The sequence below is a fragment of the Mesorhizobium sp. P160187 genome, assembly GCF_057766425.1.
Genome location: NZ_JBYMDX010000002.1, coordinates 1 through 15,196, shown reverse-complemented (window position 1 = coordinate 15,196; position 15,196 = coordinate 1). Strand labels below are relative to the sequence as shown.

Sequence of the window (15,196 nt, the reverse complement as noted above, 5' to 3'; positions counted from 1 at the left end):
AAGCGAACGAGAGTGCATCCATTTCGTAAATGTGTGCCTATCCAAGCAATCGATTTCTCCAATTGTCCGATGACGAATATGAACGACTCAGGCAGGGACATCATTAGGAGTATTTTTCGATGGCAAACATTATCGAGGGTGGCGCGGGTGCCGAAACACTCATCGGCACCGAGCGTGAAGATTGGATGGAGGGTTTCCAGGGCGGTGACTGGATTGACGGTCGTGGCGGCAACGACGAGATCTCGGGTGGCGCGGGCAGTGACCGAGCCATCGGCGGCGAGGGTAACGACCGCATCTTCGGCGGAGATGGCTGGGACGATCTCTCCGGCGACAACGGCCGCTTCAACGCGCGCGTCTCCGGTGAGGACAATGACAGGCTCAGCGGCGGTCCCGGCCAGGATGTCCTCTACGTGGGTGACGGCCAGGACACGTTGACCGGGGGCACCGACAGTGACACGTTCGTGTTCCAGTTCCACAATCCGGTGCCTGGGGTTGTCGGGTCGACGTCGGACATTACCACTATCACCGATTTCAACCCGGCGGAGGACAAGTTCGCCTTCGATGCGGTAGGCCTCTACAACGACGGTTTTGGCGCGAACTTCGTCAACAACGCCAGCATACAGTCCGGCTACCCGGTGAGCAGCTTCTACAGCGGTGCGGCCTCGGGTGCGAACGGCGAACACGTCGTGGTGATCACTGGCGAATCTTTCAACTCTGCTAATGAGGCGGCGAGTGCGATCTCCGGCGAGCACGCCGGCGACATCATTGTCTACCAAAGCAGCTACGCTGACAGAGTTGCAACTCTGGCCTATGTCACCGCCGACGGCAGCGCGCACGAGTTCGCCCACCTGGGCGGTGTGGTCACCGTGGCCGACCTAGGCCTGACCGCGTCGGACTTCACCTTCGTTTGATCCAGAAACCCATACGGAACCGCGCCCGCCCCGCCCCCTGGGCGGGCGCTTTCCCGTTCCGCTACTTGCCTGGGCCGGGGCGCCCGAGGGGCGCCCGGGAGCAGTCGCAGCGTGGATAGCTTGACCAAGCCCTGCGCGTCGCGCTGGTCGTGCACCGAAAGGTGTGGAGGCGGAAGCCTGTTCGGGCCCTTGCGGCCGACCACGATGAATCCCTTCCAAACCTTCAGCCGGACGGTGTTGTTGACCCGCTCCATTAAATGCCGGGACCAAACATATTCGGCGGGAGCACTGATCCTGGACCAGCAAGCGGATGCAGTCGGTTGCCGGTCGGGGAGCAATATAGGGAGCCGGGTCGCCAGCCTCCGGAGACTTACGTGACAACCATTCCAAAGGATTCAGCTTTGAGACCCTTCCCTCTGACTTCCGCGATTTGGGGCATTGTGTTGATCAGCGGCGTGGTCAACGTGCTTGCGCTGATCTCGCCGCTGTTCATGCTTCAGGTCTATGACCGCGTTCTGGCAAGTGGCAGCGTATCCACGCTAGTGGGGCTCGTCGTGCTTGCTGCGGGGCTTTATGCGTTCCAATGCCTGCTCGACATTTTGCGCGCCCGCGTGCTGCTGCGGATTGGCGAGCGTTTCGATGGTCAGTTTTCCGGACGCGTTCACGATGCGATCGTTCGCCTTCCGCTTTCAACGCGCATGCCGGGCGACGGCTTGCAGCCGCTTCGCGATCTCGACAATGTTCGCGGCTTCTTAGGTGGAAACGGTCCGACAGCGTTCTTCGATCTGCCATGGATGCTGTTTTATCTCGGCATTTGCTTCCTCCTTCATTTCTGGATCGGCATGACGGCACTTATCGGGGCGGTCGGTCTCACATCTCTGACACTCCTTGCCAACACTCTCTCGCAAGGGCCGATAAGCGATACCGTTGCCCACAACATGGCACGCAATGGTCTGCTGCAAGCAGCGCGTTGCAATGCCGAGGTCGTGCAAGCTCTCGGTCTTGGAAAGCGGATCGCTGCCCGATGGCAAAAGGCCAATGCCAAGTGTCTGGCCGCCAACCGGAAAGCTGGGGACGTGGCAGGTGGGCTGGGTGCCATTTCAAAGTCGCTGCGCGTGCTGCTGCAATCGGCCATTCTTGCCGTCGGTGCGTACCTTGTGGTCAGGGAAGAGGCTACGGCCGGGGTCATGATTGCCAGTTCGATCATGATGGGGCGTGCGCTGGCTCCGGTCGATCTCGCCATTTCAAGCTGGAAACCCTTCCTCATGGCGCGCCAGGGTTGGGCGCGGCTGGAGGACCTCTTGGAAAAGGTTCCTGAAACCGCTCCTGTCATGCTAATGCCTGCACCTGAACGCGAACTGCGCCTCGAAAGCGTGACAATCGTTCCGCCCGGCGAAAGCAAGCCGACCGTGACCGGCATTGCGTTTGCCATTCAGGCGGGAAGCGCACTCGGGGTCATCGGTCCATCGGGCTCGGGCAAGTCGACACTCTCGCGCGCCATCGTCGGCGCATGGACGCCGGTCGCCGGGAAGGTTCGCATCGACAGCGCAAGCCTCGATCAATGGGACCGGGAAGCACTAGGCCGTCACATCGGCTATCTGCCGCAAGGTGTTGAACTGTTCGACGGCACCATTGCCGAAAACATTGCTCGTTTTGAAGATGATCCTGACCCTGAGGCTATTGTCGCCGCGGCGAAGGCAGCGGGCACGCACGAACTGATCCTCCGATTTGAGCACGGATACGAAACTCCGATTGGTGAGGCCGGATCGGCACTTTCCGCCGGGCAGCGCCAGCTTATCGGTCTTGCCCGTGCCCTTTATCGAGACCCTTTCCTTGTTGTGCTGGATGAACCCAATGCCCATCTCGATGCGGAAGGCGAGGCTGCAGTCGTTAATGCGATCGCCTCCGTGCGCGAGCGCAAGGGCATTGCGGTTGTCGTCGCCCATCGGCCGAGCGCCATCCGCGCCGTGGATTTGGTGTTGGTGATGGAAGGTGGACGGCAGCGATCATTCGGTGCGCCTTCCAAAGTCCTGAAGGCCATCGAGTCTACACAGGATAACGTGGCAGAGCGCGCTGACATGGAGGATCCCGGTGTCCGGCATTCACCAGAACAATGACGTTCCGAGCTCCATTCGCCGCCACTTCCCTTGCTCGCAATGGGCAGTGCCGGCGCGACTCGGCAACACATCCCCATGCCCGTTCTTCCGAGGGCGGCTCAACCAGAACGACCGGTTACAAAGTTTCCTGGACCGTTCTTTGAGTGTGAATGTTCGGCCGATTGCCTGGGCGCGTCCCCGCCGCCTGCGAGCCCGCAACGGCTCGGCGAAGGGCGAAGTGAACGAGAATGCATTCATTTCGTAAATGTATGCCTATCCAAGCAATCGATTTCTCCAATTGTCCGATGACGAATATGAACGACTCAGGCAGGGACATCATTAGGAGTATTTTTCGATGGCAAACATTATCGAGGGTGGCGCGGGTGCCGAAACACTCATCGGCACCGAGCGTGAAGATTGGATGGAGGGTTTCCAGGGCGGTGACTGGATTGACGGTCGTGGCGGCAACGACGAGATCTCGGGTGGCGCGGGCAGTGACCGAGCCATCGGCGGCGAGGGTAACGACCGCATCTTCGGCGGAGATGGCTGGGACGATCTCTCCGGCGACAACGGCCGCTTCAACGCGCGCGTCTCCGGTGAGGACAATGACAGGCTCAGCGGCGGTCCCGGCCAGGATGTCCTCTACGTGGGTGACGGCCAGGACACGTTGACCGGGGGCACCGACAGTGACACGTTCGTGTTCCAGTTCCACAATCCGGTGCCTGGGGTTGTCGGGTCGACGTCGGACATTACCACTATCACCGATTTCAACCCGGCGGAGGACAAGTTCGCCTTCGATGCGGTAGGCCTCTACAACGACGGTTTTGGCGCGAACTTCGTCAACAACGCCAGCATACAGTCCGGCTACCCGGTGAGCAGCTTCTACAGCGGTGCGGCCTCGGGTGCGAACGGCGAACACGTCGTGGTGATCACTGGCGAATCTTTCAACTCTGCTAATGAGGCGGCGAGTGCGATCTCCGGCGAGCACGCCGGCGACATCATTGTCTACCAAAGCAGCTACGCTGACAGAGTTGCAACTCTGGCCTATGTCACCGCCGACGGCAGCGCGCACGAGTTCGCCCACCTGGGCGGTGTGGTCACCGTGGCCGACCTAGGCCTGACCGCGTCGGACTTCACCTTCGTTTGATCCAGAAACCCATACGGAACCGCGCCCGCCCCGCCCCCTGGGCGGGCGCTTTCCCGTTCCGCTACTTGCCTGGGCCGGGGCGCCCGAGGGGCGCCCGGGAGCAGTCGCAGCGTTGACAGCTTGACCAAGCCCTGCGCGTCGCGCTGGTCGTGCACCGAAATCTCCTGAAGGTGTGGAGGCGGAAGCCTGTTCGGGCCCTTGCGGCCGACCACGATGAATCCCTTCCAAACCTTCAGCCGGACGGTGTTGTTGACCCGCTCCATTAAATGCCGGGACCAAACATATTCGGCGGGAGCACTGATCCTGGACCAGCAAGCGGATGCAGTCGGTTGCCGGTCGGGGAGCAATATAGGGAGCCGGGTCGCCAGCCTCCGGAGACTTACGTGACAACCATTCCAAAGGATTCAGCTTTGAGACCCTTCCCTCTGACTTCCGCGATTTGGGGCATTGTGTTGATCAGCGGCGTGGTCAACGTGATTGCGCTGATCTCGCCGCTGTTCATGCTTCAGGTCTATGACCGCGTTCTGGCAAGTGGCAGCGTATCCACGCTAGTGGGGCTCGTCGTGCTTGCTGCGGGGCTCTATGCGTTCCAATGCCTGCTCGACATTTTGCGCGCCCGCGTGCTGCTGCGGATTGGCGAGCGTTTCGATGGACAGTTTTCCGGACGCGTTCACGATGCGATCGTTCGCCTTCCGCTTTCAACGCGCATGCCGGGCGACGGCTTGCAGCCGCTTCGCGATCTCGACAATGTTCGCGGCTTCTTAGGTGGAAACGGTCCGACAGCGTTCTTCGATCTGCCATGGATGCTGTTTTATCTCGGCATTTGCTTCCTCCTTCATTTCTGGATCGGCATGACGGCACTTATCGGGGCGGTCGGTCTCACATCTCTGACACTCCTTGCCAACACTCTCTCGCAAGGGCCGATAAGCGATACCGTTGCCCACAACATGGCACGCAATGGTCTGCTGCAAGCAGCGCGTTGCAATGCCGACTTGCGCCTGCAGGTGCAATCGGCCATTCTTACCGTCGGTGCGTACCTTGTCGTCAGGCAGGAGGCTACGGCCGGGGTCATGATTGTCAGTTCGATAATGATGGGGCGTGCGCTGGCTCCGGTCGATCTGGCCATTTCAAGCTGGAAACCCTTCCTCATTGCGCGCCAGAGTTGGGCGCGGCTTGAGGACCTCTTGGAAAAGGTTCCTGAAACCGCTCCTGTTGTGCCTATGCCTGCACCTGAACGCGAACTGCGCCTGGAAAGCGTGACAATCGTTCCGCCCGGCGAAAGCAAGCTGACCGTGACCGGCCTTGCGTTTGTCATTCAGGCGGGAAGCGCACTCGGGGTCATCGGTCCATCGGGCTCGGGCAAGTCGACACTCTCGCGCGCCATCGTCGGCGCATGGACGCCGGTCGCCGGGAAGGTTCGCATTGACAGCGCAAGCCTCGATCAATGGGACCGGGAAGCACTAGGCCGTCATATCGGCTATCTGCCACAAGGTGTTGAGCTGTTCGACGGCACCATTGCCGAAAACATTGCTCGTTTTGAACATGATCCTGACCCTGAGGCTATTGTCGCCGCGGCGAAGGCAGCGGGCACGCACGAACTGATCCTCCGATTTGAGCACGGATACGAAACTCCGATTGGTGAGGCCGGATCGGCACTTTCCGCCGGGCAGCGCCAGCTTATCGGTCTTGCCCGTGCCCTTTATCGAGACCCTTTCCTTGTTGTGCTGGATGAACCCAATACCCATCTCGATGCGGAAGGCGAAGCTGCAGTCGCTAAGGCGATCGCCTCCGTGCGCGAGCGCAAGGGCATTGCGGTTGTCGTCTGCCATCAGCCGAGCGTCATCCGCGCCGTGGATTTGGTGTTGGTGATGGAAGGTGGACGGCAGCGAGCATTCGGTGCGCGTTCCAAAGTCCTGAAGGCCATCGAGTCTACACAGGATCACGTGGCAGAGCGCGCTGACATGGAGGATACCGGTGTCCGGCATTGATCAGAACAATGACGTTTCAAGCTCCATTCGCCGCCACCTGGTGGCGGGCCTTCTGGCGAGCGTGATCTTTGTGGGAGGAGCCGGAGCCTGGGCGACCTTCACGAATCTCTCCGGTGCGGTTGTAGCGTCCGGACACTTTGTCGTCGTTTCCTATGTCAAGAAGGTGCAGCACCCGACTGGCGGGGTGGTCGGAGAAATCCTGGTGCGCGAAGGGGATAAAGTAAAAGCCGGCGACATCCTCATGCGGCTCGATGCTACCCAGACGCGCGCTAATCTCGCCATAGTCACCAAGCGGCTCGATGAGCTGGCCGCCTACCTGGCACGACTCGATGCTGAGCGTGACGATCTCGCTGAAATCGCCTTCCCGGACTGGCTACTCGCCCGAAGAGATGTTCCAGACGTAGCTTCGGCAATAGATAGCGAGACGCTGCTGTTCGAATTCCGCAGGCAATCCCGCGACGGGAAGCAGGCGCAATTGGCGGAACGCATTACTCAATATCACCACGAGATCGAAGGACTCAAGGCGCAGGAAATTGCCTGTGAAAAAATGATCGAGGTTCTCCAAAAGGAAATTGCTGTTCTAAGTGGGCTGCGCAAGAAAGGCATTGTCTCGGACCAACGGTTGAACAGCCTGAAGATCCAGGTTGCCACTTTCGGTGGCGAGCGCGGTGAGAAGATCGCAGATCAGGCACAGACGGCAGCCCGCATAGCCGAAACGCGCCTGCAGATCCCGCAGATCGATCAGGATTTCAAGTCGGAAGTCGGCCAGGAGCTCAGAGAGGTTCAGGCGCAGGTCGGGGAGTATGTTGAGCGCAAGGTGGCGGTTGAGCAGGAACTGCGGCGGATCGATATCGTCGCGCCGCAGTCAGGCGCCATTCAACAACTCGCAATTCATACGGTCGGCGGAGTGATTACGCCCGCCGATCCGATCATGCTAATCGTGCCGGAAGGCGACGATCTTGCGCTTGAAGTACGAATCACCCCGAAGGACATCGACCAAATCCAGCTTGGTCACAAGGCCGTGCTGCGGATGTCAGCCTTCAATCTGAGAACCACGCCGATATTGAACGGATATGTCAGCCGGATCGCAGCCGATCTGGCGACGGATGAAAAAAACGGCATTTCGTACTACCTGGTGCGCCTGTCGGTTCCGCAGGCGGAACTGACGAAGCTCAAGGGCCTGACGCTCGTGCCCGGTATGCCGGCCGAAGCGATGGTCGAGACGGGCGAGCGTACGGCGCTTTCCTATTTCGTGAAGCCGCTGTCGGACCAAATCAGTCGGACATTCCGGGAGGAATGAAATAACCCAGAGAAATGAGTCTTGGCCATGGTGGCGTTCCTTCGCGGGAATCAGGTGAAGTGAACAATCACCAGCCTGCCATGACCGCCCCCTCTCAGCGAATTTGGTTGTGTGCGTCAAGTTCTGCAAAATGGGCGATCATGAAACTGGTCATGCGGCTTGGCGCAGAGCGAGCTTCTTGTGCTCGCGCAGATCATCCATGTTGATATAGCGGTTGGCCTCCATCCAGTTTTCGTTGGTTTCGACGGCCAGCGCCCTGACCAGGCGCAGGCAGCTTTCGGCGTTCGGGAAGATGCGCACGACATAGGTGCGCCGGCGGATTTCCTCGTTGAGCCGTTCAAGCATGTTGGTGGACTTGAGGTGCTTGTGATGCTGACGCGGCAGCCGGAAGAAAGTCAGCGTCTGTTCTATGGCTTCTTCCGCCCAGGTGGTCAGCCGCGGGTAGCGGGCGGACCATTTGGACAGCCACGCGGCGAGATCGGCCTTGGCCTCGGCGAGATCGCGCCGGTCGTAGAGCCAGCGCAGTTCCTGCAGACAATCGTCGCCGTGCTTCCTGGGCAGGTGATCGAGCGCGTTCCTGAGGAAGTGGACGTAGCAGCGCTGCCATGCTGCTTCCGGGATCACCTCGCCGATCGCCGCGACCAGGCCGGCATGGTCGTCGGACACGGCCAGTTCCACGCCCTTGAGACCGCGTCGTTTCAAGCCGACGAGGAAGTCCTTCCAGGCCGAGCGGCTCTCGCGATTGGCCATCTCCACGGCCAGGATCTGCCGGCGCCCGTCCCAGTCGATGCCGACCGCGATCAGCACCGCCTGGCTCATCACGATGCCGGCTTCGCGCACTTTCTCGTAGCGGGCATCGAGAATGAGGTAGGGGAATGGCTCCTGAAGCGGTCGTTCGGCAAACGCCTTCAGGCCCGCTCCGAACGCTGGTAGCGCTCGAACAGCTCGGTGGAGAAGTGACCCGCCCGGTCCTGTGGAACCCGCAGCTCAAGCTTGCCCACCCGGGTGACCAGGGTGCGGCCGTAGTAACCCGAGCGATACCCAAGGCGCTCAGGCGTGCGTTCGCCCTTCGAAGCACCCAGCGCCTCCTCCATCTCGGCCTCGAGAACCTCCTGCATTACCGCACGGATCACTTCGTGCAGCCCCTCCGGGTTCGAAAGCAGAATGTCTTTGACGGCAGCGCTGGTCGATTTACCTTCTGTCTTGGTCATGGTGGCGTTCCTTCCAGGGAATCGGTGACGTTGAACATCACCAGCCTGCCATGACCGCCCTCTCTCAGCGAATTTGCAGAACTCTCAGCACACTACCGCGAATTTGCAGAACTCTCAGCACACTACCGGGACGGCCTTGTCCGGCGAGGTCATACTGCGAATGTCCCATATCGTTTCTCCTCAGGCCGCTATTGGCCAGAGCACAAACGTTCAGGAGGGGGGCCGGGAGCCGACCGTCTACTTTTGGCAACCCTTGCCTTGGAAGCCGCCGAAGAATGGATAGCGTTGAACAAGTGCAGCGCCCTCTGTGTCGCTTCACCTTGCGGTACCAAAGGTCCAGAAGGTCAGTTGTCTGTTCAGCGATGAGGGTACCGACGCGACTCTGGGGTGGCGTGCCTGCCCGGGTGGTGGCGTATCAGGGCCCAAATGTTTCGGTAGTGTCCAAGGGGACCGAGTTATCGACCGCGGCCAAGTACTAGCCGAGTTTCGCCGGAGAACCGGCCTCACGGACAACACAGCAATGCGCGCAACCGCTCCGTCGCGCAGTCACCGTTTTAGCCATCGACAAGTTCTTGAACTGGAGAATTGTCTTGGGTTGCAAGTTCACATCTGAAGACAATCCCGATGTAACTCGAAATAGGCTGGCTGCGGCCATCGTGGCGGCCGCCATGGACACGAACGAAGCCGAAAACTCCGGAGGCATCCGGTCTACGAAGCTCTTGACATCGCTTTCTCCCAACTGTCCGCATCTGGGCTCGGCAGAAGCGAGATAGGACAAGGCTGCATCAAGGTTTTCGACCTGTCCGGCCAATTCCTTCCGTCGTTCTTCCGGCGACATTGCCCGTAGGGCCGCTTCCCGGGCAGCGGCCTTGGCCCTTCCGTCGTCAGGCACGTTCCAACAGCCCAGGCATTCGGCTTGTTCGACGAGGCCGTATATCACCGCTTGAGCCCTTAAGCCGTCTGTACTTCCGCCCACGACGACGCGGGGGCACAGACCCTGGATGTCCTGACGGGACGTATTGATGTCCACGGCCGATACCACGAGTTCGTACGAGTCCCGCGCTTCCGCCAGATCGAGCTTCGGATGCAGGCCTGACCGGCTCGAGAGGATGTAATCCCGAAGCGTTCCGGAATGTTCCAAGCCCCCCAGTCCGCTGAAGGTCCTGTATCGCTCCACGGCCTCGACCTTAGGTCGGTCGAGATCGTCGAGGCCGGCCAAAAAGCACCGGTTAAGATTGGTGCCCTCGAGGTCGTGGCGGTCGTGATCGATGGTAACGAGGAATGAGCTTGCCAATTCGCTGGCGCCCAACACCTGGATGATCCCCTGACCGACGGCGCCTGCCCCGACGACATACAAAGGGGGCAAGCGCGTGTCCGATACGGCTGGACCGTCTTCCAATACTTCCCAGCGGCCGGATTCCCCCGACCACAGGGAATACGCGTCATCCCGGGCGAAGCGTCCTTTCTTCAAGCCTTTGGCGTGCTTGAAGACCTCGCCTGCTGCCAAGGCCGCTGCCAGGTATGGGCCGAGGCAATCGCGCCGGCCGAAAGAACCACCGAAGGCTCGCGGAGCGGAGCCGATCCAGGCTTTCCACCCCTCTCCCCAAACATAGATGCTCGCGCCTCCACGCATCTGACCGGTCATATCTATGGTCAAGTCCTCCACGCCATCGGGTGGAAGCACCGGTATCCGCCCGCCGTTGGCCCAGGACGCGAGGTTCTCGACGGCCTGGAAGGCATTTGCCGGACCGGCCCCGTTCGGCGTGACGACCGTCATCTCGCCTTTTACCGCGACCCGGATCGAACCGACCAAGCCATGCAGCCTAGCCAGTAGATTGACGAGACAGACCAGAAGGTGTTGGCGATTGACTGCCCCTGATACGTCGCCGGCACGAATGAGGATCGTTTTAGGCGACGCGACGTCCCCCAAACCATCCAACGGTCGGGAATGACGATCCCCCAATGCCAAGCCACTCATCGGAAATCCCTTCTGTCCACTGCCGGTGCGGCGATCACCTCAAGGCGGCCATGGACCTGCCCTGGGGATAGCATGTGCCAATAATCGTTCTGCCACTCGTGCACGCCGATGCCTTGCGGCCAGGGCGCGGCCGGGACGCCGTATATCGGGAATACGAGCGAAAGAATCCGGCGGCTCGAAATCATGCGGTCATCATATCGCGAGTGTTCCGTGCCCATGCCGGGATGGCTGTGAATCTGAGCCAAGGGCTTCCACCCTTCGGGCAGATCGCGCACCATTTCGCTGATCGCATCCGGCTCCACATGATAGTTTCCGGGCATAGATCGCTGCGTGGGCGCCCGGACCGATCGCACAAGGGCGGTATCGCCGTCCCGCTCGCCGTACCAGAAAACACACGATTCCCGGCGGCCTGCGCGCTGAAGCAGTTCGCTTGTCGCCGAAATCGCAGTCGGAGGTAAGCGAAGGACGGATCCGATCGGCACATAGGGCCCGGGTGCCGGGTCGCGCCACAATAGGTATTCATCCTGCATGACGATCGAATCTTCCCGAATAGTGGTTGCGGAAAGCACGTTCGATCGCCACCAACGTATGATTAAAGGTATCGCCCGTGCGCCAGAGGGTGGTGTCTTCGCCGCCGTGATTGACGTCGTAGTATTCGAACACAGCGGAACAGCACACGAGCTGGATCTTTTGCCCGCTGGGGTTCTGGTAAGCCGGATGGACGTGGACCTCCGGCGAGGTCAGTTGGGGCAGATGGTGCTGTTCGGCTAGGCCGGCGTAGTCAAGGGTCGCCGGATTGACGAACCTGGCGCTGGGCGGCCAGTCCGAACCGGCAAGAAAATCGAGCCGGAGAAGATACTCTTCGGTATTTCCGCCGAAAGTGCCGCGCATGGGGACAAGCAGCGTCCGGTCCGATGGCCGGCTCCAGCCGAGCTCTTCTATCGTCTGGCCCCTGAAGGACAGCACCCGCGGCAAGTGCTGGCCTAGCACTTGCGTGCCTGCCTGCAGGTCAATGGTGGGCCGGACGCCATGCGATGCCATTTCAGGCCCCCCCGGTCCTGGCCGCGATCTCGAACTTCTTGTCGCACAAACCTTCCTGCTGGGCCGTCTCGAGAGGAAGGCCGAGGTGGTCCATCAGGCTCACTGTCCCGACGTCCGTCTCGGCCTGGAACACGTCACGCTCGTTGCGCATGACGTCGAGCTCCTCGTAGGCCCGGTCCCAGATCGACTGCAGAGTAGTACCGGACTCGACCTTGAAGCGCACCGTTTCCAGTTCACCCAGGTGCTTGACGCGCACCGTCTGCTTCTTTGGCCCCGCAAGCTTGCCCGCCTTGAAGCTTTCGACGCCATCTTCATCCAGGTCGATGACGTCGTCTTCATCGAGGGGAAAGTCGGGCTCGTCCGTCTTTTCCAGATAGATGCTCTTGTCGGCAGCCACGCCCTTCAGCTTGCGCAAGGTTCCGGCCGTGATGAAGCGCGCGGGCCAATCCAGGGGGCCGCCGGCGAAGGCAAGCCGGTAGGATCGGTCGCTCAGGGCGACGATAAACCGCTGTCCGTCGGACAAGGGCACGGATTCGCGGCTGCGGACGTCCTCAAGTTCGCCGTTGTCCCGCATCTGCAGGACATAGCTGTAATCGTCGGACGAAAACCCCGCGGCGAGGGCGATCTGGTCCCCTGAGGGGGTCTGGTCATTTACGGGAACCGCGCGGAACACCAGGTCGGTGCCGGCGATATGGATGCTGCGAATGGGATCGCTGTCGTTCATTTGGTTTCTCCTGCGTCTCGATATCACATCAAATAGTAGCTATTTCTTAGCTAGTCAATACGTGATGTGTAGCTATTAATTGTTGACTAGCCTCGTGGATAATGATATGAACGCGCGACCGTCAAGGAGGACCCTATGGTTGAAAAACGTACGATGACGCTGAATTTGAGTTCGCAGGAGATGGATCTGGTCGATCGCCTCGCCGATGAAAAAGGTTTGTCCAAGACCGCCCTAGTCCGACAGGCCCTCAGGCTCTACCAATCCATCACGGACAGAATAGAACGCGGCGAGAAGGTATTCTTCGAACACCCTTCCACCAAGGAAAAGGCCGAGCTCATGATGCTGAACTGAAGCCATGTCGGGTAGCCTCATCGGTACCTACGACCTGTTAGACCGTCGGACCGGCAAGTTCACGGAATCCCATCTCCTCAGCCCCGCGGATGCCGGCAATGTCGCCGATATAGACGGCTCGTGGCGCCCGCTCATGGAAGCCAGGATTGCGGAACTGAAAGCCGCCGGCCAATACAACCTGCAATTCCTCGGCGATAACGACATCCAGGACGCTCATTGGCGATGGTCCGAGAAAGTCGACATGGCGTCAAACCGGCTTGACCGGCAGTCGTTCGCGATCGTGGCGGAAGGTGCCACACAGGGCCTGATGCTCGTGACGACTGCAGGTTTTGCCAAAGAACCCTCGCAACGCGGCAAGCCGCTGGTCACGGTGGACCTGCTAGCTACCGCGCCTTGGAACAGACCGCGTTTCGATGCGTCCCCTCGTTTCAAGGGCGTGGGGCGCATCATGATGGTTGCCGCGATCAGCTTGAGTGTTCAAGAGGAATTCAGGGGACGGGTAGGCCTGCACGCCTTGCCACAGGCCGAAGCTTGGTATCGAGATGTGGTTGGAATGACCGACCTGGAAATCGACGACACGCGCATGCGCTACTTTGAGATGACCGAAGCACAAGCGCGCGCCTTCCTCACTTAAACAGAAGGAGCAGATGATGGAGATGCTTATCTCACGCGACTGGCTCCGGCGAAAGATCGAGTCCGATCCGGATACGGACCATGACGCGGGATGGCCGTTGGAAGCCATCGACAATATAGGGATGTTCCTGCCGTCCGAACTTGTGTCGGACGCGGGCAACGTGGTCGAAATGAAGCACGCCTTCGGGGTCTTCATACGCCAGTTGAGACGACGCGACCAATTGTCGGTTGAAACCTTGGGCGCAAAGGCGCGGGTGGAGGCCGCCGAGATCAGGTTGATCGAACGGGACCCCAACTACAAACCCAGGCCGAGGACCGTTCACCAGTTGGCCGAGTTTTTTAGGATGCCGCCACGAGCGCTGATGAAGCTCTCTGGCGCTACTGTTACTAGAGACGAGGTCCTGCAGGAAGAGGCCCAGAAGTTCGCGGCTAAGTCCGATGATTTGTCCAAGCTCAGTAAGCACGAGCAACAGGTCTTGGACAGTTTCGTCAAGTTTCTGGTGCTGGGGCAGAAATGAACCGATGATGGAGGGGACGGTCGGAGCATATGAGGCGGACGACATCCGAGGACTCGTTGACAGGATTCTCCGCGAACTCGGCAATCCCGAACCGCCCCTCCGTCTCCCGGAGGTCCGGCAGTTGCTCGCGCTAGACCTCAAGTACTATAGCTTGTCCAATCCGACGCTCCTGCAGGAAGTCGCGCATAGGATGAAGGTGGCGGGCAAGCAGGTTATCGCCCGTCCGACCATTCTGATCGACGTGATCAAGAAGGCCAACCTCTCCGCCTTATGGATACCCGACGGCAATCGCATCCTGATCGACCAACAGGTTCCCGACGCGAAGAAACGATGGATCGAGGCCCATGAGGTTGGGCATAGTTTCATTCCCTGGCACAAGGATTTCCTGTTCGGCGACGATCAGTACACGCTCGATCCGAACTGCCACGCCAATGTGGAGGCGGAGGCTAATTTCGCCGCCGCACGCTTGCTGTTCCTTCAGGACCGTTTCGCGTGCGAGGCTCGCGACGTCGAGATTACCTTCAAGTCCATCCAGAATCTGGCCAAGCGCTACGGCAATACGATAACCACCACGTTATGGCGCACGGTCGAGGAGCGGGATGGCGAAACGCCGGCATTCGGGATGGTCAGCGCCCATCCGCACCACGACGATATCGGCCGCGACCCCGGCGGCAAGGACGTGCGATACTTCATCCGCTCACCCGCGTTCAGGACGCGGTTTCCGGGGATCACTCAGGAATTCTGTTGGAACTTTCTCAGGGCCAGTGCCGGCCGGGCTAGGAGAGGTCCGATTTTCGACGGAACCGTCGTGTTGACGGACGCGAACGGAGTCCGACACGAGTTCGCGATCGAATGCTTCTGCAACCACCACGCGATCCTGACTTATGCCGTACACAGGCGCCCGGCTCCGTTGATAACACCGGTTAAGTGATACCGCTGCGGCGCTAATAAGCTCGCCCGGCTACGTCCGCTGGTCAGGGAACGGAAGCTTCCAGGCTTAAGCTGCGTGAACGAACGGCCGATACCAGGGCGCATTAGGGTCGCAGGCGGCCATCGTTTTCATTGAGTCGTCTTGGCCAGCCGTGGTCTTCACTTGACCCCCCCGCATGATGATAAATAACCAAGAAGGATCTAGACCGAACCGGAAAAGACAAGGTGCAGGTGCGAGGCATTGAGAGAAATATCAGGAACCGAACCAATCCACAGAAATATTTTGTTGGTATTTCTGTTGGTAGCAGATGCGGCCAACCTTCGCATAAGTCTCTGAAACGAAAGCGGGATTTTCTCCACTTGGATTC

General features: G+C 59.9%; 13 protein-coding genes and 1 pseudogene. 9 read left to right on the top strand and 5 right to left on the bottom strand.

Features of this window, described 5'->3' with window-relative positions; translation table 11 throughout:
• Positions 1 to 119 precede the first annotated feature (119 nt).
• From AC3CCE_RS01305 to AC3CCE_RS01285, 5 genes are all read left to right on the top strand, one after another.
• Positions 120 to 911 carry a calcium-binding protein gene (locus tag AC3CCE_RS01305; RefSeq protein WP_352520210.1) on the top strand — a complete coding sequence of 264 codons (792 nt, stop codon included), beginning with the start codon at positions 120 to 122 and terminating at the stop codon, positions 909 to 911.
• A 383-nt stretch (positions 912 to 1,294) separates the two neighbouring features.
• Positions 1,295 to 3,028, top strand: a complete 1,734-nt coding sequence (locus AC3CCE_RS01300) for a type I secretion system permease/ATPase (protein ID WP_352580024.1) — start codon at positions 1,295 to 1,297, stop codon at positions 3,026 to 3,028.
• 334 nt (positions 3,029 to 3,362) lie between these two features.
• Complete coding sequence (locus AC3CCE_RS01295; protein WP_352520210.1) at positions 3,363 to 4,154, top strand: calcium-binding protein; 792 nt, start codon at positions 3,363 to 3,365, stop codon at positions 4,152 to 4,154.
• Positions 4,155 to 4,654: 500 nt separating this feature from the next.
• Positions 4,655 to 6,142: a type I secretion system permease/ATPase gene (locus AC3CCE_RS01290; RefSeq protein WP_352521693.1), complete on the top strand. Its 1,488-nt coding sequence runs from the start codon at positions 4,655 to 4,657 to the stop codon at positions 6,140 to 6,142.
• Positions 6,129 to 7,442, top strand: a complete 1,314-nt coding sequence (locus AC3CCE_RS01285) for an HlyD family type I secretion periplasmic adaptor subunit (protein ID WP_023808461.1) — start codon at positions 6,129 to 6,131, stop codon at positions 7,440 to 7,442. The genes AC3CCE_RS01290 and AC3CCE_RS01285 overlap by 14 nt, the downstream gene beginning before the upstream one ends.
• A 150-nt stretch (positions 7,443 to 7,592) precedes the next feature.
• On the opposite strand, the pseudogene AC3CCE_RS01280 reads toward AC3CCE_RS01285, so the two are convergent.
• The 5 genes and pseudogenes from AC3CCE_RS01280 to AC3CCE_RS01260 form a co-directional block, all read right to left on the bottom strand.
• Positions 7,593 to 8,653: pseudogene (locus AC3CCE_RS01280) on the bottom strand (IS256 family transposase).
• 475 nt (positions 8,654 to 9,128) lie between these two features.
• Positions 9,129 to 10,631 (bottom strand): ThiF family adenylyltransferase, encoded by a 1,503-nt coding sequence (locus AC3CCE_RS01275; RefSeq protein ID WP_023731939.1) that lies wholly within the window; start codon positions 10,629 to 10,631, stop codon positions 9,129 to 9,131.
• Positions 10,628 to 11,200 carry a Mov34/MPN/PAD-1 family protein gene (locus AC3CCE_RS01270; protein ID WP_155927479.1) on the bottom strand — a complete coding sequence of 191 codons (573 nt, stop codon included), beginning with the start codon at positions 11,198 to 11,200 and terminating at the stop codon, positions 10,628 to 10,630. The genes AC3CCE_RS01275 and AC3CCE_RS01270 overlap by 4 nt, the downstream gene beginning before the upstream one ends.
• A complete protein-coding gene (locus AC3CCE_RS01265) occupies positions 11,151 to 11,672 on the bottom strand; it encodes a hypothetical protein (protein ID WP_023731941.1) in 522 nt (173 codons plus the stop codon). The genes AC3CCE_RS01270 and AC3CCE_RS01265 overlap by 50 nt, the downstream gene beginning before the upstream one ends.
• Position 11,673: 1 nt before the next feature.
• Positions 11,674 to 12,396 (bottom strand): multiubiquitin domain-containing protein, encoded by a 723-nt coding sequence (locus tag AC3CCE_RS01260; RefSeq protein ID WP_023686066.1) that lies wholly within the window; start codon positions 12,394 to 12,396, stop codon positions 11,674 to 11,676.
• Positions 12,397 to 12,531: 135 nt separating this feature from the next.
• Here AC3CCE_RS01260 and AC3CCE_RS01255 point away from each other — a divergent pair, with 135 nt between their 5' ends.
• The 4 genes from AC3CCE_RS01255 to AC3CCE_RS01240 are packed head-to-tail and all read left to right on the top strand — an operon-like array spanning position 12,532 to position 14,829.
• Positions 12,532 to 12,747, top strand: a complete 216-nt coding sequence (locus AC3CCE_RS01255; protein ID WP_031209255.1) for a ribbon-helix-helix protein, CopG family — start codon at positions 12,532 to 12,534, stop codon at positions 12,745 to 12,747.
• A gap of 4 nt (positions 12,748 to 12,751) precedes the next feature.
• A complete protein-coding gene (locus tag AC3CCE_RS01250; RefSeq protein WP_023808456.1) occupies positions 12,752 to 13,381 on the top strand; it encodes a hypothetical protein in 630 nt (209 codons plus the stop codon).
• A gap of 13 nt (positions 13,382 to 13,394) precedes the next feature.
• The gene (locus AC3CCE_RS01245) at positions 13,395 to 13,898 is read left to right on the top strand and encodes a helix-turn-helix domain-containing protein (RefSeq protein ID WP_023686069.1); all 504 of its coding nucleotides are present in this window, start codon (positions 13,395 to 13,397) and stop codon (positions 13,896 to 13,898) included.
• Positions 13,899 to 13,902: 4 nt separating this feature from the next.
• On the top strand, positions 13,903 to 14,829 hold the full coding sequence (locus tag AC3CCE_RS01240; RefSeq protein WP_023731944.1) for an ImmA/IrrE family metallo-endopeptidase: 927 nt from the start codon (positions 13,903 to 13,905) through the stop codon (positions 14,827 to 14,829).
• Positions 14,830 to 15,196: the final 367 nt, after the last annotated feature.